The 25,324-nt window shown below is 66.7% G+C and carries 26 protein-coding genes; 12 read left to right on the top strand and 14 right to left on the bottom strand.

Annotated elements, in window-relative coordinates:
- Positions 1-565 precede the first annotated feature (565 nt).
- The 3 genes from rpsT to mutM all read right to left on the bottom strand — a co-directional run bounded on the left by rpsT (position 566) and on the right by mutM (position 2,702).
- Entirely contained in the window at positions 566-835 is a 270-nt protein-coding gene (rpsT, locus tag ACNR9W_RS15755; RefSeq protein ID WP_419268523.1) for a 30S ribosomal protein S20, read from the bottom strand.
- 173 nt (positions 836-1,008) lie between these two features.
- Entirely contained in the window at positions 1,009-1,785 is a 777-nt protein-coding gene (locus ACNR9W_RS15750) for an enoyl-CoA hydratase (protein ID WP_419268521.1), read from the bottom strand.
- A gap of 71 nt (positions 1,786-1,856) precedes the next feature.
- Positions 1,857-2,702: a bifunctional DNA-formamidopyrimidine glycosylase/DNA-(apurinic or apyrimidinic site) lyase gene (gene mutM, locus ACNR9W_RS15745; protein ID WP_419268519.1), complete on the bottom strand. Its 846-nt coding sequence runs from the start codon at positions 2,700-2,702 to the stop codon at positions 1,857-1,859.
- Between the two features lie 100 nt (positions 2,703-2,802).
- On the opposite strand from mutM, the gene ubiE reads away from it, so the two are divergent.
- Complete coding sequence (gene ubiE, locus ACNR9W_RS15740) at positions 2,803-3,549, top strand: bifunctional demethylmenaquinone methyltransferase/2-methoxy-6-polyprenyl-1,4-benzoquinol methylase UbiE (protein WP_419268518.1); 747 nt, start codon at positions 2,803-2,805, stop codon at positions 3,547-3,549.
- 3 nt (positions 3,550-3,552) lie between these two features.
- Positions 3,553-5,088: a 2-polyprenylphenol 6-hydroxylase gene (ubiB, locus tag ACNR9W_RS15735; RefSeq protein ID WP_419268517.1), complete on the top strand. Its 1,536-nt coding sequence runs from the start codon at positions 3,553-3,555 to the stop codon at positions 5,086-5,088.
- A gap of 6 nt (positions 5,089-5,094) precedes the next feature.
- Here ubiB and ACNR9W_RS15730 read toward each other — a convergent pair whose 3' ends face one another.
- From ACNR9W_RS15730 to pqqA, 11 genes are all read right to left on the bottom strand, one after another.
- Complete coding sequence (locus ACNR9W_RS15730; protein WP_419268516.1) at positions 5,095-5,448, bottom strand: hypothetical protein; 354 nt, start codon at positions 5,446-5,448, stop codon at positions 5,095-5,097.
- Positions 5,445-6,059, bottom strand: a complete 615-nt coding sequence (locus tag ACNR9W_RS15725) for a hypothetical protein (RefSeq protein WP_419268515.1) — start codon at positions 6,057-6,059, stop codon at positions 5,445-5,447. Before ACNR9W_RS15725 ends, ACNR9W_RS15730 begins: the two co-directional genes overlap by 4 nt.
- 86 nt (positions 6,060-6,145) lie before the next feature.
- Positions 6,146-7,468: an ATP-binding response regulator gene (locus ACNR9W_RS15720; protein ID WP_419268514.1), complete on the bottom strand. Its 1,323-nt coding sequence runs from the start codon at positions 7,466-7,468 to the stop codon at positions 6,146-6,148.
- The gene (locus ACNR9W_RS15715) at positions 7,458-8,630 is read right to left on the bottom strand and encodes an FIST N-terminal domain-containing protein (RefSeq protein WP_419268513.1); all 1,173 of its coding nucleotides are present in this window, start codon (positions 8,628-8,630) and stop codon (positions 7,458-7,460) included. Before ACNR9W_RS15715 ends, ACNR9W_RS15720 begins: the two co-directional genes overlap by 11 nt.
- Positions 8,630-9,337, bottom strand: coding sequence for a response regulator transcription factor (locus tag ACNR9W_RS15710; RefSeq protein WP_419268512.1), 708 nt, complete (start codon positions 9,335-9,337; stop codon positions 8,630-8,632). Before ACNR9W_RS15710 ends, ACNR9W_RS15715 begins: the two co-directional genes overlap by 1 nt.
- A 123-nt stretch (positions 9,338-9,460) precedes the next feature.
- Positions 9,461-10,240, bottom strand: a complete 780-nt coding sequence (locus tag ACNR9W_RS15705; RefSeq protein ID WP_419268511.1) for a quinoprotein dehydrogenase-associated SoxYZ-like carrier — start codon at positions 10,238-10,240, stop codon at positions 9,461-9,463.
- A gap of 3 nt (positions 10,241-10,243) precedes the next feature.
- Complete coding sequence (gene pqqE, locus ACNR9W_RS15700) at positions 10,244-11,380, bottom strand: pyrroloquinoline quinone biosynthesis protein PqqE (protein WP_419268510.1); 1,137 nt, start codon at positions 11,378-11,380, stop codon at positions 10,244-10,246.
- Complete coding sequence (gene pqqD, locus ACNR9W_RS15695; RefSeq protein ID WP_419268508.1) at positions 11,377-11,670, bottom strand: pyrroloquinoline quinone biosynthesis peptide chaperone PqqD; 294 nt, start codon at positions 11,668-11,670, stop codon at positions 11,377-11,379. Before pqqD ends, pqqE begins: the two co-directional genes overlap by 4 nt.
- A complete protein-coding gene (pqqC, locus tag ACNR9W_RS15690) occupies positions 11,667-12,419 on the bottom strand; it encodes a pyrroloquinoline-quinone synthase PqqC (RefSeq protein ID WP_419268842.1) in 753 nt (250 codons plus the stop codon). The genes pqqD and pqqC overlap by 4 nt, the downstream gene beginning before the upstream one ends.
- Before the next feature lie 5 nt (positions 12,420-12,424).
- Positions 12,425-13,306: a pyrroloquinoline quinone biosynthesis protein PqqB gene (gene pqqB, locus ACNR9W_RS15685; protein WP_419268507.1), complete on the bottom strand. Its 882-nt coding sequence runs from the start codon at positions 13,304-13,306 to the stop codon at positions 12,425-12,427.
- A gap of 73 nt (positions 13,307-13,379) precedes the next feature.
- Positions 13,380-13,472: a pyrroloquinoline quinone precursor peptide PqqA gene (gene pqqA / locus ACNR9W_RS15680; RefSeq protein WP_111299049.1), complete on the bottom strand. Its 93-nt coding sequence runs from the start codon at positions 13,470-13,472 to the stop codon at positions 13,380-13,382.
- A gap of 147 nt (positions 13,473-13,619) precedes the next feature.
- Here pqqA and ACNR9W_RS15675 point away from each other — a divergent pair, with 147 nt between their 5' ends.
- The 10 genes from ACNR9W_RS15675 to ACNR9W_RS15630 all read left to right on the top strand — a co-directional run bounded on the left by ACNR9W_RS15675 (position 13,620) and on the right by ACNR9W_RS15630 (position 25,269).
- On the top strand, positions 13,620-14,678 hold the full coding sequence (locus ACNR9W_RS15675) for a quinoprotein relay system zinc metallohydrolase 2 (protein ID WP_419268506.1): 1,059 nt from the start codon (positions 13,620-13,622) through the stop codon (positions 14,676-14,678).
- An 87-nt stretch (positions 14,679-14,765) separates the two neighbouring features.
- Positions 14,766-16,121: an ABC transporter substrate-binding protein gene (locus ACNR9W_RS15670; protein WP_419268505.1), complete on the top strand. Its 1,356-nt coding sequence runs from the start codon at positions 14,766-14,768 to the stop codon at positions 16,119-16,121.
- A 72-nt stretch (positions 16,122-16,193) separates the two neighbouring features.
- The gene (locus ACNR9W_RS15665) at positions 16,194-17,189 is read left to right on the top strand and encodes a carbohydrate ABC transporter permease (protein WP_419268504.1); all 996 of its coding nucleotides are present in this window, start codon (positions 16,194-16,196) and stop codon (positions 17,187-17,189) included.
- Complete coding sequence (locus ACNR9W_RS15660; RefSeq protein ID WP_419268503.1) at positions 17,189-18,322, top strand: carbohydrate ABC transporter permease; 1,134 nt, start codon at positions 17,189-17,191, stop codon at positions 18,320-18,322. The genes ACNR9W_RS15665 and ACNR9W_RS15660 overlap by 1 nt, the downstream gene beginning before the upstream one ends.
- 10 nt (positions 18,323-18,332) lie before the next feature.
- Entirely contained in the window at positions 18,333-19,859 is a 1,527-nt protein-coding gene (locus tag ACNR9W_RS15655; protein WP_419268841.1) for an alpha-amylase family glycosyl hydrolase, read from the top strand.
- A 16-nt stretch (positions 19,860-19,875) separates the two neighbouring features.
- Positions 19,876-21,093 carry an ABC transporter ATP-binding protein gene (locus tag ACNR9W_RS15650; protein ID WP_419268502.1) on the top strand — a complete coding sequence of 406 codons (1,218 nt, stop codon included), beginning with the start codon at positions 19,876-19,878 and terminating at the stop codon, positions 21,091-21,093.
- A 76-nt stretch (positions 21,094-21,169) separates the two neighbouring features.
- Entirely contained in the window at positions 21,170-22,126 is a 957-nt protein-coding gene (locus ACNR9W_RS15645; RefSeq protein ID WP_419268500.1) for a GAF domain-containing protein, read from the top strand.
- Between the two features lie 125 nt (positions 22,127-22,251).
- On the top strand, positions 22,252-23,778 hold the full coding sequence (gene adh / locus ACNR9W_RS15640; protein WP_419268499.1) for an aldehyde dehydrogenase: 1,527 nt from the start codon (positions 22,252-22,254) through the stop codon (positions 23,776-23,778).
- Between the two features lie 109 nt (positions 23,779-23,887).
- Positions 23,888-24,943 carry a DNA topoisomerase IB gene (locus tag ACNR9W_RS15635; RefSeq protein ID WP_419268498.1) on the top strand — a complete coding sequence of 352 codons (1,056 nt, stop codon included), beginning with the start codon at positions 23,888-23,890 and terminating at the stop codon, positions 24,941-24,943.
- Positions 24,940-25,269: a DUF779 domain-containing protein gene (locus ACNR9W_RS15630; protein WP_419268497.1), complete on the top strand. Its 330-nt coding sequence runs from the start codon at positions 24,940-24,942 to the stop codon at positions 25,267-25,269. Before ACNR9W_RS15635 ends, ACNR9W_RS15630 begins: the two co-directional genes overlap by 4 nt.
- Positions 25,270-25,324: the final 55 nt, after the last annotated feature.

Below are 25,324 nucleotides of genomic sequence, written 5' to 3'. Positions count from 1 at the left end.
TGCCCTATCTTTCCGTGCCTGTCCCCAACCCCCGCCGGTTGAGCCGACGGGACAGATTGCACGTCATCAGGGCCGTGACGGCAGAAACAGCGAAGCCCTGCGACCGAAAGCGGATCGCATGGGGGGCGTCGGCCCGTTTCCGTTCACAGACACAGATCCCGCGACATCCGGTGGCAGCCGGCCGTCGTGAATCCGAGGGCAGAAGAGAGAAGCCTCTGCTGTCTTGCCCGGTCGTTTCCTGGCCGCATCGACGATGCGATCATGAGGTTCGACCCGTCCCCAAGCGACGTGAATCGCAAGGAGGAAACTAGACCCAGCCGGGCTGAGCCTGCAACCGAACTATGCGCTTGACAGCTTCTTCGTCCAATCGAATCTGCGAGGGCTTTGACTCGATTGCAGATTTTCAAAAGAGTGTTGAAATCGCTGGATTATTGCCAGCTTTTCGCAGGTGCAGAAACAAAGATCGGGCGCAAAGCCGAAGCTTGCACCCGATCCATCTTGTCCTGATTTTTCAGGTCCCACACGGCTCAAAAGGGTCCTGTGCGGACCCCTGCTGCGGGGGTTTTCAGACCGCCGTAAGGGCCTTCACGCGGGCCGCCAAGCGCGACACTTTCCGCGATGCAGTATTCTTGTGCACGATGCCCTTGGTGACGCCGCGCATCAGTTCGGGCTGGGCGTTGCGCAGGGCTTCCTTCGCCGCGTCGGCATTGCCCGAGGCGATGGCTTCCTCGACCTTGCGGATGAAGGTGCGGATGCGCGAGCGGCGGGCCTTGTTGACGTCGGTGCGACGCTCGATCTGGCGGGCGCGTTTCTTGGACTGGGGCGTGTTTGCCATGGGTCAAATCCTAACGGGTCAGTTTGCGTTTCGTCTGTGTCGATCGCGCAAAAGCCCCATGACGCCGCTCCCCGGGGGAACGGACATGATTCTTGCCAAAGCGGGCCCACGCGCATGTAAGCGACGGCCTATATGGCAGGATGGCGGAAAAGGAAAGCCCTTTCCGCCATTCCTCAGCGGTCGCGGAACTGCGCCTCGCGCTTTTCCAGAAAGGCGGCCATGCCCTCCTTCTGGTCTTCGGTCGCAAACAGCGCATGAAAGGCGCGGCGCTCGAACAGCAGCCCTTCGCGCAGGGTCGTCTCATAGGCGCGGTTGACGGCCTCCTTGACGGTCTTGGTGGCGATCTGGGACTTTTCGGCGATCTTGCGCGCGGCGGCCAGCGCCTCGGGGATCAGCTTGGGCGTGGGCACCACGCGGCTGACCAGGCCCGAGCGTTCGGCCTCGGCCGCATCCATGAAGCGGCCCGTCAGGTTCATGTCCATCGCCTTGGACTTGCCCACGAACCGCGTCAGGCGCTGCGTGCCGCCGATGCCGGCCACGACGCCCAGGTTGATCTCGGGCTGGCCGAACTTGGCGTTCTCGGCGCAGATGATGAAGTCGCAGACCATGGCCAGCTCGCAGCCGCCCCCCAGGGCATAGCCGCTGACGGCGGCGATGATCGGCTTGCGGATGCGGGTGATCGCCTCGATCTGGGCGCCGAACAGGTCCTCGTCATAGACCTCGACATAGCTCTTGGTCGCCATCTCCTTGATGTCGGCGCCCGCCGCAAAGGCCTTTTCGCTGCCGGTCAGCACGATGCAGCGCACCTTGTCGTTGCGGTCGGCCTCGGTCAGGGCGGCAGACAGCTCGGCCAGAAGCGTGGCGTTCAGCGCGTTCAGCGCCTCGGGCCGGTTCAGCCGGATCAGGGCGACCTCGTCCTCGATTTCCACGATGATGGTTTCGTAAGCCATAGGCTTGGACCTCGTTGGCAGGTTGCATTGGGGCCGAGTCCTAACAGCAAGGCGGCCGGAAATCCAAGAGTTCAGCGCTGGCAGCCCGGGCAGTAGAAGCTGGAGCGGCCCGATTGCACGATCCGGCGCAGCGTTCCGCCGCAGCCCTCGCGCAGGCAGGGCTGGGATTCCCGGTCATAGGCGCGAAAGCTGTGCTGGAAATAGCCCAGCTTTCCGCTGGCTTGCCGGTGGTCGCGCAGGGACGATCCCCCGGCGGCGATCGCGCCGCTCAGGACATCGCGGATGTGGCCCACCAGCGCGGCCAGCCGCGCCGCACCGATCCGGCCCGCCGCGCGCCGCGGGTCGATCCCGGCGCGCCACAGCGCCTCGCTGACATAGATGTTGCCCAGGCCCGCCACGATCCGCTGATCCAGCAGCGCCTGCTTGACCGGGGCCCGCCGCCCGTCGAAGGCGCGTGCCAGATAGGCCGCGTCGAACTGCGGATCGAAGGGCTCGGGTCCTAGGTGATCCAGCAGCGGATGGCTGGTGCCCTCGCGGATCAGGTCCACCATGCCAAAGCGGCGGGCGTCGTTGAAGGTGATCGTGGTTCCGGCCTCGGTGGTCAGGACGACATGGTCATGGCGCGCGATGATGCCAGGATCGCGATGAAAGTCGCCCAGGTTCGCCCCCTCGACCAGCATCCGGCCGGACATGCCCAGGTGCCACAGCACCGTGCCGCCCCGGTCCAGGTCCGCCAGCAGGTATTTCGACCGCCGGCGCAGTGCCGTTACCGTTGCGCCGGTCAGCACCTGCACCAGGTCCACGGGCATGGGCCAGCGCAGGTCGGGGCGACGCATCTCGGCGCGGGCGATGCGGGCGCCCTCCAGGTGGGGCTGCAGGCCGCGGCGGACGGTCTCGACTTCGGGCAGTTCAGGCACGCGGTTCCCTTTCGTCGCATTGCGCCTGTGGCATATCGCGGTCATTGTGCCCGCGGCAGGCCGGACATATCTGGCGAGTGAACAGGCAAACGGCAAGCGCATGACGGACAGCAGACAGACCCATTTCGGCTTTCGGACCGTGGACGAGGATCAGAAGGCCGGCATGGTCCACCAGGTCTTCTCCTCGGTCGCCTCGAGATATGACGTGATGAACGACCTGATGAGCGTGGGCATCCACCGCATCTGGAAGACCGCCATGATGGACTGGCTGGCGCCGCGCGACGGGCAGCATCTGCTGGACGTGGCGGGCGGAACGGGCGACGTGGCCTTCCGTTTCCTGGACCGCGCGCCGGGCGGCCGCGTCACCGTCTGCGACATGACGGAATCGATGCTGGTCGAGGGCCGCAAGCGGGCGGACGCGGTGGACAAGGCCGACCGCCTGGCCTGGGTCACCGGCGATGCGATGAAGCTGCCCTTTGCCGATGACAGCTTTGACCGCTACACGATCAGCTTCGGCATCCGCAACGTCACCCGCATCCCCGACGCCCTGGCCGAGGCTTACCGCGTCCTGAAGCCCGGCGGCCGATTGATGGTGCTGGAGTTCAGCCAGATCCCGGTTCCTGCCATGCAATGGGCCTATGACCGCTACAGCTTCAACGTGATCCCGGCGATGGGGCAGGCGGTGACGGGCGATCGCGACAGCTATCAATACCTGGTCGAATCGATCCGCCGCTTTCCCGACCAGGACGCCTTCGCCCAGATGATCCGCGATGCGGGCTTCGACCGCGTCCAGTGGCGGAACCTGTCGATGGGCATCGCCGCGCTGCATTCCGGCTGGAAGCTCTAGCCCATGCGCGGTCCCCACAACATCCTGCGCCTGATCCGCACCGGCGCCACCTTCGAGCGCACTGGCGCGATGGCGGCCGTGCTGGATGCGGTCGATGCGCCGATCCGGTTGCGCATGGCGGCGCGGGTGATGGGCTGGCCGTTCCGCTGGCTGGGCTACAAGGGCGACCCGACCCTGCCGCCGATCACCCGGGCGATCACCGCCCTGGGTCCGGCTTATATCAAGTTCGGGCAGATCCTCTCGACCCGTGCCGACGTGGTCGGGCCGGAACTGGCGGGGCAGCTGCGCATGCTGCAGGACCGCCTGCCGCCCTTCCCGACAACGATTGCCAAGCAGGCCATCGCCGAGGAGTTGCGTGCCCCGGTCGACCAGCTGTTCTCCGAATTCTCGGAGCCCGTGGCCGCCGCCTCGATCGCCCAGGTCCACCGCGCCCGGGTGCGCGAGACGGGCCGCGAGGTCGCGGTCAAGGTCGTGCGCCCGGGCATCGGCGCCGCCTTCCGGCGCGACATCGACGCTTTCCATTTCGGTGCCCGGATGATCGAGCTGGTCTCGCCCGGCACCCGGCGCCTGCGCCCGCGCGACGTGGTGCGGCATTTCGAACAGACGGTAATGGGCGAACAGGACCTGCGGCTGGAGGCTGCGGCGGCGTCCGAGTTTTCAGAAAACACTGCCGGCGATCCCGGCTTTCAGGTGCCGATGCCGCATTTCGCGCTGTCCTCGCGCCGGGTCCTGACCGCCGACTGGGCCGAGGGGCTGCCGATGGGCGACCGTGATGCGCTGATCGCCGCCGGCCACGACACGACCGACCTGGCCCGCCGGGTGATCCAGCTGTTCCTGTCCCACGCGCTGCGCGACGGCTTTTTCCACGCCGACATGCATCACGGCAACCTCAAGGTCGCCGCGAACGGCAACATCATCGCCTATGATTTCGGGATCATGGGCGAGATCGACGAATACACCCGCCGGGTCTATGCCCAAATCCTTTATGGCTTCATCCAGCGCGACTATCGCCTGGTCGCGCGCGTGCATTTCGAGGCGGGATATGTGCCCCGCGACCGGGACGAGGCGGCATTCGCCCGCGCGCTGCGCGCGGTGGGAGAACCGATTTTTGGCGCCGATGCAACGCGGATCTCGATGGCCAACCTGCTGTCCTACCTGTTCGAGGTGACCGAGCGTTTCGGCATGCCGACCCGGACCGAACTGATCCTGCTGCAGCGCACCATGGTCGTGGTCGAGGGCGTGGCCCGTTCCATCGACCCGCAGCTGAACATCTGGAACGCGGCCAAGCCGGTCGTGTCGGATTACATCAAGACCGAGATCGGTCCCAAGGCTGCGGTCCGCGACCTGACCGAAGTCGTCAAGACGATCGGCCGCTATGGCCCGCTGCTGCCGCGCATCGTCGAGCAGGTCCTGTGGGAGCGCGCCCACCCTGAGGAGGCGCGCCTGCTGGTCGTCCAGCCGCGCCCCGCGCTGCCCCTGTGGCTGGTCACGGCGCTGTCGCTGGCGGCGGGTTTGAGCATCGGGCTGGCGCTGGCCTGAGCGCCCTCAGAAGCACAGGATCTCGGCTTCGGCCTCGGCGCGGCGCAGGGTGGCCACGCTTTCCGTCATCTGCGGCATGGCGCGGAACATCCCCGCCCGCTCGCCGGTGGTCTGGCGCATCCGAAGCACCGTTTCGGCGCTGACATAGTCGCCATAGGGCAGCACCTCGGCAATGCGGTCGATCGCGCAGGAGCAGCGGTCCAGCATGTCGCGGGTCTGGCCGTTCGTGGCCATGCAGGCAAACACATATTCCGCTCGCGCATTGGTGGGATAATCGTTCACCGCCTGGCCTGCCGCCGGGCCGGACAGGGCCAGTGCGGCCGCAATGGCCGGCGGGGCCACCGCGCGGAACAGGCTCATTGCAGCACCAGCTGGTTGCGATATCCCGGCGCCGCCTCCGTTTCGGCCTTCAGTTCGCGGATGGGTTCGGCCGGGTCCTTCATCACGAAGGTCAGGGTCAGCGTCTGGAAACCGTTCATGCGGTTCGCGTTCGGGTCGTCGGCAAAGGGCTTGAAGGTGGCGGTCGTCGTGCCGTCGGCCTGCGCGATCTCGCCGCCCCGGAACAGGATGTCCTTCAGCCGGTTGCGGATGTAATGCGGGCTGCCGCCGGTCAGTGCGGCCATGTCGCGCGCGGTCTGTTCCAGAAAGAAGATCAGCACCGGGTCGCCGGCCGAGATGGGAAAGGGCCCGACCTGGCGGGTCCGCGCCTCGGTTTCCTGGGTCAAGCGCAGCACCGGCTGCTGGTCCGAGGGGTCGATGGCCTCGCTCAGCGTCACCTTGCCGTCGGCGACCGGCTGAAAGCCTTCGGCCGCGGGACCTTCGACGGTCATCTGCCATTCCAGGCGACGGTCATCCAGATCCCAGGGCCCCCGCTCGGTAAAGACCGCATCCCCCGCCTCGGCGGCGGCCAGCGGGTGGGCGGCAAGGGCGCTCAATCCCAGCCACAGGGCAAGGGCAAAGGCTTTCGACATGGTTCGTCCTCCCAAACTCTGCCGCATGATGCGGGGGCATCCACGGCGGGCGCAAGCCCCGGCGGGTGCGGCCCCCACCTTTGGTCTTAGGCCAGCAGACGGCCCAGCATCTCGGCCAGTTCGACCGGGCGGACGGGCTTTTCCAGCAGGTCCACCCCCATCGCCGCGCAGGTGCGCGCGATCTGCGGATCACGGTGGGCGGTGATCATCACCGCCGGCACCGGCCGGTCCGACGCTGCCCGCAGCGATTCGATGGCATTGACGCCGGTATCGCCGTTCTCGAGATGGTAATCCGCCAGGATCACGTCGGGAGGCTCGTCCCCCATCGTGGCCAGCGCCTCGGCCGTGCCGCCCGCGATGCGGGGCACCATGCCGAGGCGGTCCCGCAGGATCATCTCATAGCCGCGGCGCATGTCGGCATCGTTCTCGACCACCAGGGCCACCCGGCCGCGCAGCGTCAGCATGGCGCTGTCCGGGGACCGCGCCGGCTGCTGCGTGCCGGTTTCCACCAACGTCAGGCCGACGCGAAAGACGGTGCCGCGCATCGCCTCGGAACTGAGGCTGATCGGATGGCCCAGCTTGGCACAGGCACGGCGCACGATGGACAGGCCCAGGCCCATGCCGGGCGTGCCGTTGTCATGCGTCAGGCGCTGGAACTCGTCAAAGATGCGGTTCCGGTCGACGGCCGGGATTCCCACCCCGGTGTCATAGACGCACAGCCAGCACATGCCGCCCCGCCGCCGCGCCCCCACCGCCACGCCGCCCCGCTGCGTGTACTTGATCGCATTCGAAACCAGGTTCTGCGCGATCCGTCGCAGGAAGACAGGGTCGCTTTCGACCACCGCGCCGGTGGGCATGAAGGTCAGGCGCAGTTCCTTGGCCTCGGCCATGGGGGCGAATTCGGCGGACAGGCGGCGGAACAGCTCGTCCAGGGCCACGGGCTGGCGGTTGAACTCGATCCGCTGGCTGTCGAGGCGCGAGATGTCCAGAACCGCGTGCATCAGCTGCTCGACCGATTCAAAGGCGCTGCCCAAACGGTCGGTCAGCTCCTTTTGCGTCTCGTCCATCGGCGTGTCCGTCAGCGCGGACAGGAACAGCCGCGCCGCCGACAGGGGCTGCAGCAGGTCATGGCTGGCGGCGCGCAGAAAGCGGGTCTTGGAGCGGTTCGCCTCTTCGGCCGAGGCGCGGGCGACGGCCAGCTCGCGGTTGCGCTGCGACAGGTCGGCCATGGCCCGTTCCAGGTCGCGGGTACGGGCCAGAACCTCCTGCTCCAGCGCGACGGCCGCTTGGAACATCGACCAGGCCGAGCCGCGCGATTCTTCCAGCCTGTCGATGCGGTCGATCAGGACGTTGTTGATCCGGGTCAGTTTCTCGACCTGCCGGGTGGGCGGGTCATCGTCACGCAGCATGGGCGCCCCCGCCGGAGGGCGACGCCGGCTCCATGAAGGCCAGGCCCACGAAGGTCTGATTCACATGCATGCCGCTGTGCTGCTCGCCATAGGTGTTGAACCCCGCCACGCGGTGGTGGCGGTACAGGTCCGACATGCGATGCGTCAAGCCCGCGCGCTCCAGCGCCAGCCGGCGCAGGATGCAGTCAAAGGCCAGCACCATCAGCGGCGGCCGCGGCAGGGCGTCCAGGGCATCGGAAAAGCCTTGGGTCATGTCCTCGGCCCGGCCCAAGGTCAGCACGGTCCCGGTGTCGATCGCCGACATCAGCGACAGCCCGCCATCCTCGGTGATGGCGCTGATCGCGCGGACATGGTGCCGCCGGCCCATGCGCAGCAGCAGCGGGTGGCGGGCAAATTCCGTCGGCGTCAGTTCCGAGGCCGACAGCCCGGCCAGCCGGGCATATTCCTCGGCCGCGGGTTCGGCGTTCAGTTCCAGGATGCGCCGCTTGTCGGGAAGGGCCGCCGTCACCACGGCGCGTGTGGGGGTGGGGCTGAAATGCGCAAAGGTCACCTCCGAGACGGCCAGATCCGTCTCGACCAGGATGAACACGGCGATGTTCGACTGGACCCGCGACTGCGCCAGAAGCGAGGTGCGGCGGAAATCCAGACCGTCCCCCGCCGATCCGCCCAGCACCGGCACCGAGGGCAGCGCCGCGTCCAGCGTGGCCACCAGCGCGTCCTCCTGGCCCGACAGCCCGTCCACCAGCAGCAGCCCGAACAGGCTGCGCGCCGGGTCGGGCGCGAAATCCTGCTGCATCCGGCGCAGCGCCGCCATCCAGTCTGACACCGGCAGCGCCGACAGGTTCGGCAGGGTCAGGCTGCGTGCCCGGAAATGGCGCATGGGAAAGCCGATCGCGACCACGCTGTCGCTGGCATATCCCTGCGGCCCGATCTCGCCGGCCGAGGAACAGCCGGCGACCACGCAGCCGGTCGGCAGTTCCGACGACAGGGCGGCGTCCAGCGCGGCCAGTTCGTCGCCTTGGGCCCCGAACAGCAGCACCAGCGCGGGATTGGAGCCGCGCAGGCCGTCCAGCAGGGTCGGGACCAGATCGGTCCCGCCGCGGTCGGCCTGCACAGCCACCGGCCCGGATGCGCCCTCCTTCGCAGCCGGGCCGGTATTCATCAGCCGGCCTCGAACAGCCGGATGGAATTGGCCAGCAGCACCGCCTGCGTACGACGCCGGGCGTTGATCTTGGCCATGATCGCGGTGATGTGGGTCTTGACCGTCGCTTCGGCGATCGACAGCTCGTAGCTGATTTCCTTGTTCGCCTTGCCCTGGCAGATCAGCCGCAGGATCTTCATCTGCTGCGGCGTCAGCGAGGAAAAGCGGCGGGCCAGTTCGGCCTTGGCCTCGTCCCCGGCCTCGTCCTGGTCGGGACGATAGCCCTCGGGGGTGACATGCTCGCCCTCCCACATGCGGCGCAGGCTGTCGACCAGCGCCTCGCGCGACAGCGACTTGCTGATATAGCCTTGGGCCCCCGCCGCCATCGTGGTCGAGATCATCGCCCCTTCCAGATCGGCCGAGATCATGGTGATCGGAACACCCGGCAGCTGGCGGCGCAGGGTGACGATACCCTCGGCCCCGCGCGCGTCGGGCAGGTTCAGGTCCAGGATCACGGCATCCGGTGCCCCCTGGATGCGGATCTGTTCCACCGCGGCGGCCAGGCTGCGGGCGGTGCGCACGTTCTTCAGTCCAAAGCTGATCTTCAGCGTCAGCGCCAAGGCGTCGCACATCAGCGGGTGGTCGTCGACGATCAGAATCTCACGCACCTGGTCGGCGGTGGGTCGCGGTGACGACACAGGGCGCGCCTGGATGGCGGCTGCGGTCATGGCATTCCTCCCTGAATGTCTGCGGGCGCACCCCTCCTCCAGGCGGCGCCTCGCGGATCAGTTTAGGGCAGCTTGCACGTAAAGCAAGTGCCATGCTGCGACGAAAGTCGGACGCGGCGGCGCCTAGCCCGAGGCCTGGTCGAAGCTCCGGTCCCAGACATTGCCGTCGGTATCCTCCACATGCACATGGATCGGCTGACCATTTGGCTCATACGCGAACCGGAACACCGGATCCTCGCTGACCGAGATGCCGGCCGCCATGGTGAACAGCAGCTCCTCTCCCTGCCGGACCTCCAGGATGTCGATGAAATGGGCGGGGATCGTCAGCAAGGTCACCTGGTCGCGCTGCAGGCCGGAAAAGTTCGGGTGCCGGATCATCAGGGTCCCGACATGGCGCCCGTCAGCCTCGGCGCTGCGCCAGCGCATCTCGCCCATGGTGTCGCGGATCGCGGCCATGTCCTTGCCGGCCGGGGCCGAACAGCCCCCCGCAGCCTTGACGAAGCGTCCGGCCATGACCTGCGCACCATCCTGCTGCGTGGCAATGGCCCGGACGTCGGAATAGCTGTCGACGCGCAGGCGCACCTCGAAATCCAGGGGCATCAGTGCGGGACCAAAGGTATATTCAGCGGCGACGGGGGCCGGGTTCTCATCCACGACCAGGGTCAGTGCCTGGACCGCCGGTGCATCGGCCGGCTGGGTCAGGTGGATCGGCACGATGGCGGCCTCATGGGCGCGCGCCGGCGCCGACAGGTCCAGCACGCCGGGGTCGATCGGCGGCTCTTGTTCAAGCCCGACGACCGAGACGCGCAGATCGTCCCAAGTGGGCGAGGGTTGCAGCGGGTTGTCCTGCGCCCAGGCCGGCACGGCCAGCACAAGCGCCACGGCAGTCAGCCATGTCCTCATCACCTATCCTCCCTTTTTCATCCTCCGATAGACGAATTCCGTGGTCTCGGCGGCGGCATCGCCTTCGGCGCGGGCCACGACCTGCGCATGAAGCGGCGATTTCGAACAGACCGGGTCGGTTGCCCGCGCATCGCCCGCCAGCGCCATGGCCTGGCAGCGGCAGCCACCGAAATCGACGGTCTTGCGGTCGCAGCTGGCGCAGGGTTGGGGCATCCAGGCCGTGCCGCGGAAGGCGTTGAAGCTGTCCGACAGGTGCCAGATGTCCGACAGGCTGCGCTCCCTGACGTTTTCAAAGCGCATCCAGCCGATCGACTGGGCGGCGTGACAAGGCAGCACCGTCCCGTCCGGCCCCACGTTCAGGCCGGTCGAGCCCCAGCCCCCCATGCAGGCCTTGGGGAACACCGCGTGGTGGTCGGCGGGGACATAGTCGATGACCATGCGCCCGCGCAGCCGGACGCGGCCTTCGTTCACGACCTGCCGGGCGAAGGCCGCCTGTTCGCGGGTCGGCATCAGGGCGCCGCGGTTCAGGTCGGCCCAGCCATGGAACTGCACGGTCGCCACCTCGATCCGGCGCGCGCCGAGACGCTCGGCCAGCTCCAGCATGTCGGGCAGGCGTTCCATGTTCTGGCGGTGGACGACGGCGTTGATGGTCAGCGGAAAGCCGATTTCCGTGACCCAGTCGGCAAAGCCCATCTTCTTGTCCCAGGACCCCGGATGGCCGCTGATCCGGTCGGCCATGTCGGGGCGGATGCCCTGCAGGGACAGCTGAACGTGATCGACGCCGGCGCGGTCCAACTCCTCCAGCCGCTCTCGGGTGATCCCGATCCCCGAGGTGATCAGGTTGACGTAAAGCCCCGCATCCCGCGCATGGCCCACGATCTGCGCCAGGTCGCGCCGGGCGCCGGGCTCGCCGCCCGAGATATGGACCTGCAGGACGCCCAGATCGGCGGCCTCGCGAAAGACGCGGCCCCAGTCATCGGCAGACAGTTCGGACCCCGCACGCACCAGCTCGACCGGATTCGAGCAATAAGGGCAGGCCAACGGACAGCGATGCGTCACCTCGGCCAGCATCGCCATCGGCAGGCCGGGGGTGACGGGGTTGCCGTCCAGGTCGCGGGGCTGTTGCAGCTGGTCCTTCATGCGTCGTCCTTCACGAAGACCATGCGCCGTTCAATCAGGCCGGTCAGGAAATCGCGCACGTCGCCGGCAATCTGATCCTCGGGCGCGTTGTAGCGCGCGGCGAGGCCCGCGACGATGGCCGCCATGCTGCGGGCGCCGTCCAGTTCGGACAGGATCGCCTCGCCGATCTGGTCCAGCTGCATGGCGCGCTCAGGGGCCTGCAGCACGCGGATGCCCCGCACGCGGTCGCCCTGCAGCCGCACGCCGCGCGGCAGATAGGGCACGTCCTGGGGCTGGATCAGCGGGGTCATGACCGCATGCCTTGGCCAGGGCGCCACGCGCCGGGAGGGATATTACCCTCGACATAGCCGTGCCACAGCGCGTCCAGCTGCGCCCAGAGGACGTCCGTCTTGAAGGTCAGCGCGGCGGCGGCGGCGTCCTGCTTTTCCAGGGTGTTGGCATGGGTCAGGACATAGTCGAGGCCGAACTTCACGTCCTCGGGGGCCTCGGTCAGGCGCTTCTTGAAATAGGACAGGCTGCTGTCATCGGCGAAATCGTAATGCTTCAGCAGACCCTCGATGCGCTGCGCATGGATGCGCGGGGCGAAGAGCTCGGTCAGGCTGGCCGCCACCGCATCCAGCAGCGGCATTTCGCGCACAAAGCGCACATAGGCGTCCACCGCAAAGCGCGTGGCAGGCATGATGCCCGCGCCACTGGCGACATAATGGGGGTCCAGCCCCACGGCCTGCGCCAGTGCCAGCCAGCGGCGGATGCCGCCGCCTTCGGTGGTGCCGCCGTCGTGATCCTCGATCCGCTTGCGCCAGGCGCGGCGCAGATCCGGATCCTCGACCCGGCTCATGAAGGCCGCGTCCTTCATCGGGATGCGCGACTGGTACATCCACCGGTTGATGACCCAGGCACGGACCTCGTCCGGGCTGCACTGGCCGCCATGCAGGCGCTGATGGAACGGGTGGCGGTCGTGATAGCGTTCGGCGCCGATGGCGCGCAAACGGGCCTCGAAATCCTCGCGCGACTGCGGCTGGCCTGCGCCGTCGATGATGTCTTTCACAGCGTGATCTCCATTCCGTCGCGGCCGATCTGCCAGCCCTGCGCCGCGGCCTCCGCCGCCGCGTCGCTGCCGGGATCGACCAGCGGGTTCGAGTTGTTCATGTGCACGAAGACGCGGCGCCCGATGGCGGTCCCCGCCAGCGCAGGAATCGTATCCGTCACCGCCATATGCCCCATGCGGCGCCCGGTCTTGCGGCCGAGTCCCATCCGGATCATCTCGTCATCCTCCCACAGGGTGCCATCGAACAGCAGCGCATCGACGCCCTCGATCCGACGGCGCAGCCAATCAGGCAGGTCCGCGCAGCCAGGGATATAGAGGGCGCGGCGTCCATTGGCGCGCAGTTCGACCCCGACGGTGGTTTCCCCCATCAGGCCCGTCTCGACGACCTCGCCCTCCTGGTACAGCGGCACCTTGCCCGGCACCGCGAACAGCGTCGCCTGAAGCCCCGGCAGCAGGTCGATCGTCTGGTCCAGACTGACGGGCAGGCGTGGCACCAGGTCCGGATTGACCGCGGCCAGCATCGGGTTTGCGGCCAAGGCATCATGGATCGCGGAAGTTGCATAAAGGTCGAAGGCCTGGCTCTCCCGCAGGGTCAGCAGCCCCGCCACATGGTCGATATCGCCATTCGTCAGCAGGACCGCGCGCAGCGGCATGTCGCGCGGGCCGGTCGGGTGCAGCGCGGGCGTCGCCGCCAATTGGGCGCGGATGTCGGGCGAGGCGTTCAGGATCGCCCATTCCGCGCCATCGGCACTGACCGCGATCGAGCTTTGCGTCAGCGGCGGGATCCGTCCCGCGCGTGCGGCATTGCAGTTGACGCAGCCGCAATTCCATTGCGGCAGGCCGCCACCAGCTGCTGCGCCCAGAATGATGATCCGCATCGGGTTTTTCCTGACGAAAAGGGCCCCGCCCGAGCTATCGGACGGGGCCGTTGCCTTGCCTGTCTGACAAGGCTCAGAACAGGACGGGTTCGTCCTCGGCCGGCGCGTACATGTTGATTTCCATGCCGCAGGCAATCTCGGTCAGGGTGGGTTTCGTCCAGGCCATGTGTTCTCCTCCTACATGCCGTTTGCGCCAAGGATCAGAAGGCGACTGGATTCAAATGTAGATCAGGGGCAGGATGAATCAACCCGACAAAGGTCGTAATTCATGGCGGATGCGTGATCGGATGAGCAAAAACGGGGTGCCCGCGCGATGTTTCACCTGATCTTGACCGCCTGCCTGGCGGCCGCCCCGGAGGATTGCGCGACAATTCTTCTGCCGCAGGGTGATGCCGCATCGCAGCAAGGCTGCGAGGCGCAGGCGCAGCGAATCGCGCAGGCCTGGCTGGCGGCGCGACCCGACTTGACAGGTGGTCCCGCGACCTGCCAGGCGAATGCCGACCTGCCGGCGTCTGACCTGCAGCAGGTGGCGCCCGGAGTGCATGTTCATATTGGCCAGATCATGCAGATGGAACAGTCCCCGGACGGGCGCATCGCCAATCTGGGCGTGGTGGTGGGGCGGGACGGCGTGGCCGTGATCGACGCTGGCGTGTCACGGGCCGAGGGGCAGGCGCTGTATGTCGCGCTGCGGCGCCTGACCGACAGGCCGGTCACCGATCTGGTTCTGACCCATGTCCATCCCGACCACAGCCTGGGCGCATCCGTCTTGGCCGAGGCGGGGGCGCGGATCTGGGGCCATGCGACGCTGCCGCAGGCCCTGAACAGCCGGGGGCCGATCTACCTGGAGAACCTGTCCCGCCTCTATCCGCCCCAGGACTGGGTCGGGACCCAGATCGTGCCGCCCGACCAGGCGGTGACCGACACGGCCCGGATCGACCTGGGCGACCGGTCCCTGCTGCTGACGGCCTGGCCTGCCGCGCATACCGACGGTGACCTGACGGTCCTGGAGGAGGCGACCGGAACCTTCTTCGCGGGGGACCTGTTGTTCCGGGATCTTGCTCCTGTTCTTGACGGATCCTTGCGCGGGTGGCTGAATTGGATGGACGAAAGCGCCCCGACGGGCGCGAACATCATCGTGCCGGGCCATGGGCAGCCGGCGACATCCTGGGCCGAGGCAGCCGGACCGCAGCGCCGGTTCTTGAAAGCGCTTGCGGATGAAACCAAGCGTCAGATCGACGACAACATCCCCATGTCCGAGGCCGTGCCGCGCATCGGCAAGGCCATGGAAGATCAGGCGGAATTCTGGGAAGCTTTCCAAGAGACGGTGGCCCGCGACGCCACCGCCGCCTACAAGGAACTGGAGTGGGACTGATAAAGGTTTGACAGCCGCGCGTCATCTGGAAGATGTTCGCGTCAACATCCGGGCCGCCTGCGGTCCGGGTCACCAAGGGAGGATGACTTGAAGACGACTTTGTTCACGACCGCCGCCATCATCGGGCTGACCGCCGGCATGGCGCAGGCGCAGCTGGTGATCGAGCCGGGCAGCGACGACCGCATCAACTGGGCCAGCCTCGACGAGTTCAAGGCCGCCCATCCCGACCTGGAAGGGCAAAGCTTCAACATTCTGGGGCCCTGGCTGGGCGGCGACCAGGAGCTGTTCAGCTCGGTCATCGCCTATTTCAACGACGCGACCGGCGCGCAGGCGAACTATTCGGGATCGGACAGCTTCGAGCAGCAGATCGTCATCGACAGCGAGGCCGGATCGCCCCCCGACATCGCCGTCTTCCCGCAGCCGGGGCTGGCTTCGGACCTGGCCGAAAAGGGCTTCCTGCGCCCCCTTGGCGAGGAAAACGCCCAGTGGCTGCGCGACAATTATGCCGCCGGCGACAGCTGGGCGGCGCTTGGCACCTATGCCGGCCAGGACGGGACAGAGCAGCTGTTCGCCTTTCCCTACAAGGCCGACGTGAAGTCGCTGGTCTGGTACGTGCCCGAGAACTTCGAGGATGCCGGCTATGACATTCCCGAGACCTATGAGGACCTGAAGGCCCTGACCGAGCAGATCGTGGCCGACGGCGAGACGCCCTGGTGCATCGGCTTGGGATCAGGCGGCGCCACCGGCTGGCCGGCAACCGACTGGGTCGAGGACCTGATGCTGCGCACCGCATCGCCCGAGGATTACGACGCCTGGACCACCAACCAGATGCCGTTCAACGATCCCAAAGTCGTGGCGGCGATCGAGGAATTCGGTTGGTTCGCCAAGAATCCCGACCATGTCGCCGGCGGGGTCGGCTCGGTCAGCTCGACCGATTTCCGCGAGAGCCCGGCCGGCCTGTTTGACAGCCCGCCCGCCTGCTACATGCACCGCCAGGCCAGCTTCATTCCGACCTTCTTCCCCGAGGGCACGGTCATCGGCCAGGATGCGGACTTCTTCTACATGCCGGCCCCGGCTTCGGGCGATCTGGGCCAGCCGGTCCTGGGCGGCGGCACGATGTTCGCCGTGATGTCGGACAACCCGGCCGCGATGGCCTTCATCGACTTTCTCAAGACGCCCGCCGCGCACGAGATCTGGATGGCGCAGAAGGGCTTCCTGACGCCCTATACCGGCGCCAATCCCGAAGCCTATGGCGACGAGACCCTCAAGCGGATGGGGCAGATCCTGCTGGACGCGACGGTCTTCCGCTTTGATGGATCGGACCTGATGCCGGGCGCGATCGGCGCCGGTGCCTTCTGGACCGGCATGATCGACTATGTCGGCGGTGCCTCGGCCCAGGACGTGGCCGACCAGATCCAGCAGACCTGGTCCTCGCTGAACTGAACGCACAGCAACGACGCGGCGGCGCGGCGGCACGATCCGCCGCGCCCAAGGGCCATACAGGGGGACTGAGGGATGGAACTGCTTTGGTTGGCGGTCAGCACGATTGTCATCGGCGTCTTTGGCTGCGTGGCCTGGTTCTGGGGGTCGAACTGGCTGCTGGACCGGATCTATCCGCCCCAGGGAGAAAAGGCGGGCGACAACATCCGCCGCGCCAACCAGATCCGTCCCTGGCTGTTCCTGGGCCCGGCGCTGATCTTCCTGACCATGTACCTGGTCTATCCGGTCCTGGACAGCTTCTGGCGGTCGCTGTTCAATTCGAACGGATCGCGCTTTGTCGGGGCGGACAACTACACCTGGCTGATGCGCGATGCCAAGTTCCGCGAATCCATGCTGAACAACATGCTGTGGCTGCTGGTCGTGCCGGCGCTGGCCACGCTGTTCGGCCTGCTGGCCGCGCAGCTGACCGACCGCATCAAATGGGGCAATATCGGCAAGTCGCTGATCTTCATGCCGATGGCGATCAGCTTTGTCGGCGCCGGGGTCATCTGGAAGTTCATCTATGAATATCGCGCGTCGGGAGAAACCCAGATCGGCCTTTTGAACTGGATCGTGACGCAGTTCGGGGGCGAGCCGCAGATCTGGCTGACGCTGCCCGGATGGAACAACTTCTTCCTGATGATCGTGCTGGTCTGGATCCAGACGGGCTTTGCCATGGTGATCCTGTCGGCCGCCCTGCGCGGCATCCCCGAGGAGACCATCGAGGCCGCCATCCTGGACGGCGCCAGTCCCCTGCAGGTCTTCTTCAAGATCAAGGTGCCGCAGATCATGGGCACCATCGCCGTCGTCTGGACCACCGTCACCATCGTCGTGCTGAAGGTCTTCGACATCGTCTTCGTCATGACCAACGGGCAATGGGGCACGCAGGTGCTGGCCAACCTGATGTATGACTGGATGTTCCGCGGGACGCCCGATTACGGGCGGGGATCGGCCATCGCCATCGTGCTGATGATCCTGGTGACGCCGATCATGGTCTGGAACATCCATAACGCGCGCAAGGAGGTCCGCTGATGGAGGGCATGGCTGGACAGAAATCCTCGCTGACCTGGACGGTGAACATCGCGGCCTTCCTGCTGGTGCTGCTGTGGACGATCCCGACCCTGGGCCTGTTCGTCTCGTCGTTCCGCGACCGCGACCAGATCTCCACCTCGGGGTGGTGGCAGTCCTTCTCGGGGTCCGAGCAGACGGGCTTTGTCCGCTCGGGGACGGCCGAGGACCAGGTCCAGCAGGACGGGCTCTACGTGATCGAGGGCAGCGCGCTGGAGGGCACGCAGGCGCTGAAGGCCTGGGGCACCGGCGCGCGCAACCCGGCGGAATTCCAGCCGGGCGACACGGCGGACCTGGGCGACGGCATCAGCCTGACAGTGGCCGAGGACGGCAGCTATCGCATGACCTCGGCCCAACCCTTCGAGATGCGGCGGGGCGAGCGGATCTTCACCACGACGGTCTCGCCGCCCAGCTTCACGACCGAGAACTACAACCGCGTGCTGACGGCCGGAGGGCTGGGCCGCGCCTTCATGAACACGATGACGGTGACCATTCCCGCCACGGTGATCCCGATCCTGATCGCGGCCTTCGCGGCCTATGCGCTGGCCTGGATGCAGTTCCCCGGCCGGGCCGTTCTGACGGCGGCGGTCGTGGGCCTGCTGGTGGTGCCGCTGCAGGTGGCGCTGATCCCGCTTCTGCGGCTGCACAACGACCTGGGGATCGGCAAGGGATACCTGGGGATCTGGCTGGCCCATACCGGGTTCGGCCTGCCGCTGGCGGTCTATCTGCTGCGCAACTACATGGTCGGCCTGCCGCGCGAGATCATCGAAAGCGCCCGCGTCGACGGCGCGACCGAGTTCCAGATCTTCCGCCGCATCATCCTGCCGCTGTCCTTCCCGGCGCTGGCCAGCTTCGCGATCTTCCAGTTCCTGTGGGTCTGGAACGATCTGCTGGTGGCCACCGTGTTCCTGGGCAATACCCGCGAACAGCTGGTCATGACCGGCCTCTTGCGCGAACTGATGGGATCGCGCGGTGGCGAATGGGAGATCCTGGCGACCTCGGCCTTCATCTCGATCGCCGTGCCGTTGCTGGTGTTCTTCGCGATGCAGAAATACCTGGTCCGCGGGTTGCTGGCCGGGTCCGTGAAAGGTGGCTGAATTGAACGAAATGACGACGGACTGGTGGAAGGGCGGCATCATCTATCAGATCTATCCCCGCAGTTTTCAGGACACGACAGGCAGTGGCACCGGCGACCTGGCCGGGATCGCGCAACGGCTGCCCTATGTCGCGTCCCTAGGCGTGGATGCGGTCTGGATCTCGCCCTTCTTCACCTCTCCGATGAAGGACTTCGGCTACGATGTCAGCGATTATCGCGGCATCGACCCGATCTTCGGCACGATGGAGGATTTCGACTGGCTGGTGCAAAGCGCGCACGAGCTGGGGCTGAAGGTCATGATCGACCTGGTGATGTCGCACACATCGGACCAGCATCCCTGGTTCAAGGAAAGCCGCAGCAGCCACCACAACCCCAAGGCCGACTGGTATGTCTGGTCCGATCCCAAGCCCGACGGCACGCCGCCGAACAACTGGCTGTCGATCTTTGGAGGCAGCGCCTGGCAATGGGATGCGCGGCGCGAGCAGTATTACCTGCACAACTTCCTCACCTCGCAGCCGGACCTGAACTTCCACAATCCCGCGGTGCAGGATGCCCTGCTGGGGATGGCGCGCTTCTGGCTGGACAAGGGCGTGGACGGCTTTCGGCTGGACACGATCAACTTCTATTTCCACGACGCGCAGCTGCGCGACAACCCGCCCTTGGCGCCGGAGCTGCGCAAGGCCGACACCGCGCCCGCGGTGAACCCCTACAACCACCAGAGCCACCGCTATTCCAAGTCGCAGCCCCAGAACCTGGCCTTTCTGGAACGGTTTTACCAGGTGATCGAACCCTATGGCGCGGCCGTGGTGGGCGAGATCGGCGACAGCGAACGCGCGCTGGAACTGCTGGAGGAATATACCGGCGTGCCGGGCCGGGTGCAGATGTCCTATGTCTTCGACTTCCTGTCCGGAGAGGGGCTTTCGGCGCATCGCATCGTCGAGGTGTTCGAGAACCTGCACCGGGTCGCGCCCAATGCCTGGCCCTGCTGGGCGATGTCGAACCATGACGTGGTGCGCCACATCAGCCGCTGGAACCTGTCCGACCCGGCCGCCAAGGCCTATGCCACGGTGCTGGTCAGCCTGCGCGGCTCGGTCTGCCTCTACCAGGGCGAGGAGCTGGGCCTGCCCGAGGCCGAGTTGCGGTTCGAGGAGCTGCGCGACCCCTATGGCATCGAGTTCTGGCCCGAATTCAAGGGCCGCGACGGGTGCCGGACGCCGATGGTCTGGGACATGGGGGTGAACGGCGGCTTTTCGACCAGCCAGCCCTGGTTGCCGGTGCCGCATGCGCATCTGCAGCGCACCGTCGTGGCCCAGGAGGCCGATGCCCAGTCCATGCTGCACCATTACCGGTGGGCCCTGGGCCTGCGCCGCAAGCACAGCGCGCTGCGCGGCGGCACCATGACCGACATTCAGGCCGAGGGACCGGTGCTGTCCTTCCGCCGCCGAGACGACATGCAGACCCTGCTGATCCGCGCCAACCTGTCCGGGGACGAGGTGGCGGGGCTGATGCCGTGGCAGGTCCAGATCATCGAAGGATAAGGGGAGGGACACGGCCATGGCCGATCTGAAACTGACGAATATCGCCAAGGCCTATGGCGACGTGAACGTTCTGAGGGACATCGACCTGACCATCACATCGGGCGAGTTCATCGTCTTCGTCGGCCCCAGCGGTTGCGGCAAGTCCACCCTGCTGCGCATGATCGCGGGACTGGAGCAGATCACCGGCGGCGAGTTGCAGATCGACGGACAGGTGGTGAACGACATCCCGCCCAGCCAGCGCGGCATCGCGATGGTGTTCCAGTCCTATGCGCTCTATCCGCACATGACGGTGCGCGACAACATGGCCTTTGCGCTGAAGATCGCGGGCCAGTCCAAGGAGCAGATCCGCGAGGCGACCGACCGTGCGGGCAGGATGCTGCAGCTGACGCCCTATCTGGACCGCCTGCCCAAGGCGCTGTCGGGCGGCCAGCGTCAGCGCGTGGCCATCGGCCGTGCCATCGTGCGCGACCCCAAGGTCTATCTGTTCGACGAACCCCTGTCGAACCTGGACGCGGCGCTGCGCGTGGCCACCCGGATCGAGATCGCGCAGCTGAAGGCGTCGATGCCCGACCGCACGATGATCTATGTCACCCATGACCAGACCGAGGCGATGACCCTGGCGGACCGCATCGTTGTGCTGGCCGGCGGCGGCATCGCCCAGGTCGGCGCGCCGCTGGAGCTGTACGAGCGTCCGGTCAACGAATTCGTGGCCCAGTTCATCGGCAGCCCTGCGATGAACCTGCTGCCCGGCACGGTCCGCACCACCGGCCCCGTCACCACCGTCGCCCTGGACGGCGGGCTGGAGGCCGAGGTGGCGATCCCCACCCGTCCCGGGGACGAAGGCATGCCGGTGAACCTGGGCGTCCGCCCCGAGGACATGCGCGAAACCGACGGCACAGCGGTCTTCGAAGGGACGGTCGATCTGACCGAAGCCTTGGGCGAGGTGACGCTGCTCTATTTCGGGACCAATGCCGAAACCGCGCCGATCATCGCCAAGCTGCCGGGCATCCACCCGGGCCTGAATGGCCGGCGCGTGCGCCTGACGGCGCCGCCGAATGCGCTGCACCTGTTCCACGAAGGGCAGTCGCTGCTTTATCGGGATGGTCCGCCGCCGCCCTATGAGGTGCGCGCCGCGGCACCTTCGGGTAGCATGGGCAGCACGCCTGCGGCGCCGGGCGATGACCCCGACCGGATCGAGGAAGGGCTGATCAAGCCCCAGGGCCCGGTACGCTAAGTCCTGCGGCACGCGACCAAAGTTGCAGATCGCGTGCCGCAATTTCTGCTATAGTCCCCCCATCTGGGGAGGAATCATGACGCAGCGCAGCCACGCGGATCTCGTGGCCGAGCAGTCGCAGTCGAAATCCGCGACCTCGGCCCTTGCGGCATCCTGGCGCCGTTCCATGCTGAAGCACGGGCTTGATCCCGGCGCCGGGCGACGCCCCGACCGCCTGTCCGAGGTCGAACTGACCAAGCGGCACGCGGCCTTGGCCGCCTTCTTGCGGGTCGCCAAGCCGCAGCTGGACCAGCTTTACAACCTGGTCGGACTGTCGGGCTGCAACGTCCTTTTGACCGATGCGCAGGGGGTCGTGCTGGACCAGCGTGTTTCGGAGGGCGATGCCGGGCAGTTCCGCGACTGGGGCCTGTGCACCGGGGCCGACTGGTCCGAGGCCGCGCAGGGCACCAATGGCATCGGCACCTGCCTGGTCGAGGGGCGCCAGGTCACCATCCACCGGGACGAGCATTTCCACACGCGCAACATCGGCATGTCCTGCATGGACGCGCCGATCTGGGGCCCCGACGGCAGCCTTCTGGCGGCGCTGGATGTCAGCAGCGCGCGGGCGGACCAGACCGAACGCTACAACCGGCTGATCTCGGCCCAGGTGGCGCAGACGGCCAGGGCGATCGAGGCGATGTATTTCCGCTGCAGCTTTCCCGAGGCGCGGATCGTGCTGGCCTCGCACGAGCATGCCGACCAGGCGGTGCTGCTGGCGGTGGACAAGGACGACCTGGCCATCGGCGCCACCCGCGCCGCCCGCCGCGTCCTGGGGCTGGAGCGCGAGGGCGCGATGCGGCCCCGGCCCGCCGCCGACCTGCTGGGCCGTCAGGATGACCTGACCGGCTTTGACAAGGCCGAACGCGCCGCCGTCAAGCGGGCCCTGGCCCGCGCCGAAGGCAACGTGTCCAAGGCGGCGCGCGCCCTGGGGATCGGGCGGGCAACGATGTACCGCCGCATGGCGCGGCTGGGGATCAGCGAAAACCACGGCTGACTGTCTCATGCCTGAGACAGCTTCTGCGGCGCGGCGAGAAAGGGCGGTTGTTCCGAATCATCAAGCGCCCGAATTTCGAGCCATACCCGGATGGGGAGTTCCGGGAAAATCCAGAGGAGGAACCAATGCCGAACGACCAGACGCATGAATTCAAGGGCGTGGGCGTCATGCCCTTTGCCAGCCGCTACGACAACTTCATCGGCGGCAAGTGGATGGCGCCCAAGTCGGGCCAGTACTTCATCAACACGACCCCCATCACCGGCGGTCAGATCGGCGAGATCGCGCGCTCGAACGCCGCCGACATCGAGGCCGCGCTGGATGCGGCCCATGCCGCCAAGGATGCCTGGGGCCGCACCTCGACCACCGAACGCTCGAACGCGCTCTTGAAGATCGCCGACCGGATGGAGCAGAACCTGCAGCTGCTGGCCACCGCCGAGACCTGGGACAACGGCAAGCCGATCCGCGAGACGATGGCCGCCGACCTGCCGCTGGCGATCGACCATTTCCGCTATTTCGCCGGCGTCCTGCGCGCCCAGGAAGGCGGCATCAGCGAGATCGACCACGACACCATCGCCTATCACTTCCACGAGCCCCTGGGCGTCGTGGGCCAGATCATCCCGTGGAACTTTCCGCTGCTGATGGCCTGCTGGAAGCTGGCCCCGGCACTGGCCGCGGGCAACTGCGTGGTGCTGAAACCGGCCGAACAGACCCCGGCCACGATCATGGTCTTTGCCGAACTGATCGCCGACATCCTGCCGCCGGGCGTCCTGAACATCGTGAACGGCTTCGGCCTGGAGGCGGGCAAGCCACTGGCCTCGAACCCGCGCATCGCCAAGATCGCCTTCACCGGGGAAACCACCACCGGCCGGCTGATCATGCAATATGCCTCGGAAAACCTGATCCCGGTGACGCTGGAACTGGGCGGCAAGTCGCCCAACATCTTCCACGAGGATGTCTGCCGCGAGGATGACGACTTCTTCGACAAGGCGATCGAGGGCTTTGTCATGTTCGCGCTGAACCAGGGCGAGGTCTGCACCTGTCCGTCGCGCGCCCTGATCCATGAAAAGATCTATGACCAGTTCATGGAGCGGGCGCTGAAGCGCGTCGAGGCCATCGTGCAGGGCGACCCGCGCGACAGCGCCACCATGATCGGCGCCCAGGCCTCCAGCGAGCAGAAGGAGAAGATCCTCTCCTACTTCGACATCGGTCGCAAGGAAGGCGCCGAGGTCCTGACCGGCGGCGAGGCTGCGGATCATGGCGGCGAACTGTCGGGCGGCTATTACATCAAGCCCACGGTCTTCAAGGGCCACAACAAGATGCGCGTCTTCCAGGAGGAGATCTTTGGCCCGGTCGTGTCGGTGACCACCTTCAAGGACCATGACGAGGCGCTGTCGATCGCCAATGACACGCTGTATGGCCTGGGCGCGGGCCTGTGGTCGCGCGACGCCAACACCTGCTATCGCTTTGGCCGCGCCATCCAGGCGGGCCGGGTCTGGACCAACTGCTATCACGCCTATCCGGCCCATGCGGCCTTTGGCGGCTACAAGCAGTCGGGCATCGGGCGCGAAAACCACCGCATGATGCTGGACCATTACCAGCAGACCAAGAACATGCTGGTCAGCTACAGCCCCAAGAAGCTGGGCTTCTTCTGATCGGGACATGACAAGGCGGGGGCGGCCCGGTCACGGGCCGCCCCTTGCCGCAACCCGCGGCAGGTCACCGGCGTTGGGGCTGATCGTCCACGTCAACTCGGACAGAACCATGCCCAAGGACAGCATCATCGACCCTGAAGACGCCGCGGAAAGCGCGGGGCTGGTTTATGTCAACGACGACATGCCCGGCATCACCCGCCAGCGATCGGGCAAGGGCTTCACCTATCGCGACGCGACCGGCAAGACCATCCGCGACGCGGCCCGTCGCAAGCAGCTGGCCGCGCTGGCCATTCCGCCGGCCTATACCGATGTCTGGATCTGTCCGGACCCGCGCGGCCATATCCAGGCCACCGGCCGCGACGACAAGGGACGCAAGCAGTACCGCTATCACCCTGCCTTCCGCGAGGTCCGCGACGGGGCAAAATACCACCGGATGCTGGATTTTGCCAAGGTGCTGCCGAAGGTGCGCCAGCAGGTGTCCGAGGACATGTCCCGCCGCGGCATGCCCGCCGAGAAGGTGCTGGCGACGGTGGTCTATCTGCTGGAAAACACCATGATCCGGGTCGGCAACGCCGATTACGCCAAGCAAAACAAGTCGCATGGCCTGACCACGCTGAGGACGCGGCACGTCAAGCTGGCGGGCAACGAGGTCCGCTTTCGCTTTCGCGGCAAGAGCGGCAAGGAATGGAACCTGGGCCTGCGGGACCGGCGCATCGCCCGCATCATCAAGGCTGCGCAGGACATTCCGGGTCAGCACCTGTTCCAATATCTTGATGAGGAGGGCCATCCCCATCCCGTCAGTTCGACCGAGGTGAATGCCTATCTGCGCAAGATCAGCGGCAGCAACATCACCGCCAAGGACTTCCGCACCTGGACCGGCACCGTCCTGGCGGCCTTGGCCCTGGCCGAGTTCGAGAAGGCCGACAGCCAGGCCGCCGCCAAGCGCAATGTCCGCGACGCCATCGAGGCGGTGGCGGCGCGGCTTGGCAACACCCCCACCATCTGCCGCAAGTGCTATGTCCATCCGCAGGTGATCGATGCCTATCTGGCAAACGAACTGAAGCTGGAATTGCAGGGCAGTATCGACGACAATCTGAACAGCGCCGACCTGCATCCCGAGGAAAAGCAGGTCATGCGCTTTCTGAAACGGAGGTTGAAGGCATGAGCACGGTCACCGCCACATCCGAGGCGCTGCAGCTGATCGAGGAGATCGTGGCCGACCACGGCCCTGTCCTGTTCCACCAGTCGGGGGGCTGCTGCGACGGGTCCTCGCCCATGTGCTATCCGCAAGGCGATTTCCGCGTGGGAGAGCGCGACGTCAAGCTGGGAGAGATCGGCGGCGCACCTTTCTATATCTCGGCCAGCCAGTACGAGGCATGGAAGCACACCGACCTGATCATCGACGTGGTGGCGGGCCGGGGCGGCATGTTCAGCCTGGACAACGGCCGCGAGAAGCGCTTCCTGACCCGGTCCGAGATGTGCCGGATCTGATCCCTCCGGCGTTGTGACCCCGGTCGCGATCCGCTAGAGACGACGCGATCCTGTC

The organism is Paracoccus sp. T5 (genome assembly GCF_048538155.2).
Taxonomy (GTDB): Bacteria; Pseudomonadota; Alphaproteobacteria; order Rhodobacterales; family Rhodobacteraceae; genus Paracoccus.
Note: the sequence above shows the minus strand (reverse complement) of the source record. Positions and strands in the feature narration are given on the sequence as shown.

Excerpts from the sequence above, each read along its gene's own strand:
- rpsT (WP_419268523.1), bottom strand. The coding sequence starts at position 835 with ATGGCAAACACGCCCCAGTCCAAGAAACGCGCCCGCCAGATCGAGCGT.
- ACNR9W_RS15750 (WP_419268521.1), bottom strand. The coding sequence starts at position 1,785 with ATGGCTTACGAAACCATCATCGTGGAAATCGAGGACGAGGTCGCCCTG.
- ubiE (WP_419268518.1), top strand. The coding sequence starts at position 2,803 with ATGACGGACAGCAGACAGACCCATTTCGGCTTTCGGACCGTGGACGAG.
- ubiB (WP_419268517.1), top strand. The coding sequence starts at position 3,553 with ATGCGCGGTCCCCACAACATCCTGCGCCTGATCCGCACCGGCGCCACC.
- ACNR9W_RS15730 (WP_419268516.1), bottom strand. The coding sequence starts at position 5,448 with ATGAGCCTGTTCCGCGCGGTGGCCCCGCCGGCCATTGCGGCCGCACTG.
- ACNR9W_RS15725 (WP_419268515.1), bottom strand. The coding sequence starts at position 6,059 with ATGTCGAAAGCCTTTGCCCTTGCCCTGTGGCTGGGATTGAGCGCCCTT.
- ACNR9W_RS15720 (WP_419268514.1), bottom strand. The coding sequence starts at position 7,468 with ATGCTGCGTGACGATGACCCGCCCACCCGGCAGGTCGAGAAACTGACC.
- ACNR9W_RS15715 (WP_419268513.1), bottom strand. The coding sequence starts at position 8,630 with ATGAATACCGGCCCGGCTGCGAAGGAGGGCGCATCCGGGCCGGTGGCT.
- ACNR9W_RS15710 (WP_419268512.1), bottom strand. The coding sequence starts at position 9,337 with ATGACCGCAGCCGCCATCCAGGCGCGCCCTGTGTCGTCACCGCGACCC.
- ACNR9W_RS15705 (WP_419268511.1), bottom strand. The coding sequence starts at position 10,240 with ATGAGGACATGGCTGACTGCCGTGGCGCTTGTGCTGGCCGTGCCGGCC.
- pqqE (WP_419268510.1), bottom strand. The coding sequence starts at position 11,380 with ATGAAGGACCAGCTGCAACAGCCCCGCGACCTGGACGGCAACCCCGTC.
- pqqD (WP_419268508.1), bottom strand. The coding sequence starts at position 11,670 with ATGACCCCGCTGATCCAGCCCCAGGACGTGCCCTATCTGCCGCGCGGC.
- pqqB (WP_419268507.1), bottom strand. The coding sequence starts at position 13,306 with ATGCGGATCATCATTCTGGGCGCAGCAGCTGGTGGCGGCCTGCCGCAA.
- pqqA (WP_111299049.1), bottom strand. The coding sequence starts at position 13,472 with ATGGCCTGGACGAAACCCACCCTGACCGAGATTGCCTGCGGCATGGAA.
- ACNR9W_RS15675 (WP_419268506.1), top strand. The coding sequence starts at position 13,620 with ATGTTTCACCTGATCTTGACCGCCTGCCTGGCGGCCGCCCCGGAGGAT.
- ACNR9W_RS15665 (WP_419268504.1), top strand. The coding sequence starts at position 16,194 with ATGGAACTGCTTTGGTTGGCGGTCAGCACGATTGTCATCGGCGTCTTT.
- ACNR9W_RS15660 (WP_419268503.1), top strand. The coding sequence starts at position 17,189 with ATGGAGGGCATGGCTGGACAGAAATCCTCGCTGACCTGGACGGTGAAC.
- ACNR9W_RS15655 (WP_419268841.1), top strand. The coding sequence starts at position 18,333 with ATGACGACGGACTGGTGGAAGGGCGGCATCATCTATCAGATCTATCCC.
- ACNR9W_RS15650 (WP_419268502.1), top strand. The coding sequence starts at position 19,876 with ATGGCCGATCTGAAACTGACGAATATCGCCAAGGCCTATGGCGACGTG.
- ACNR9W_RS15645 (WP_419268500.1), top strand. The coding sequence starts at position 21,170 with ATGACGCAGCGCAGCCACGCGGATCTCGTGGCCGAGCAGTCGCAGTCG.
- adh (WP_419268499.1), top strand. The coding sequence starts at position 22,252 with ATGCCGAACGACCAGACGCATGAATTCAAGGGCGTGGGCGTCATGCCC.
- ACNR9W_RS15635 (WP_419268498.1), top strand. The coding sequence starts at position 23,888 with ATGCCCAAGGACAGCATCATCGACCCTGAAGACGCCGCGGAAAGCGCG.
- ACNR9W_RS15630 (WP_419268497.1), top strand. The coding sequence starts at position 24,940 with ATGAGCACGGTCACCGCCACATCCGAGGCGCTGCAGCTGATCGAGGAG.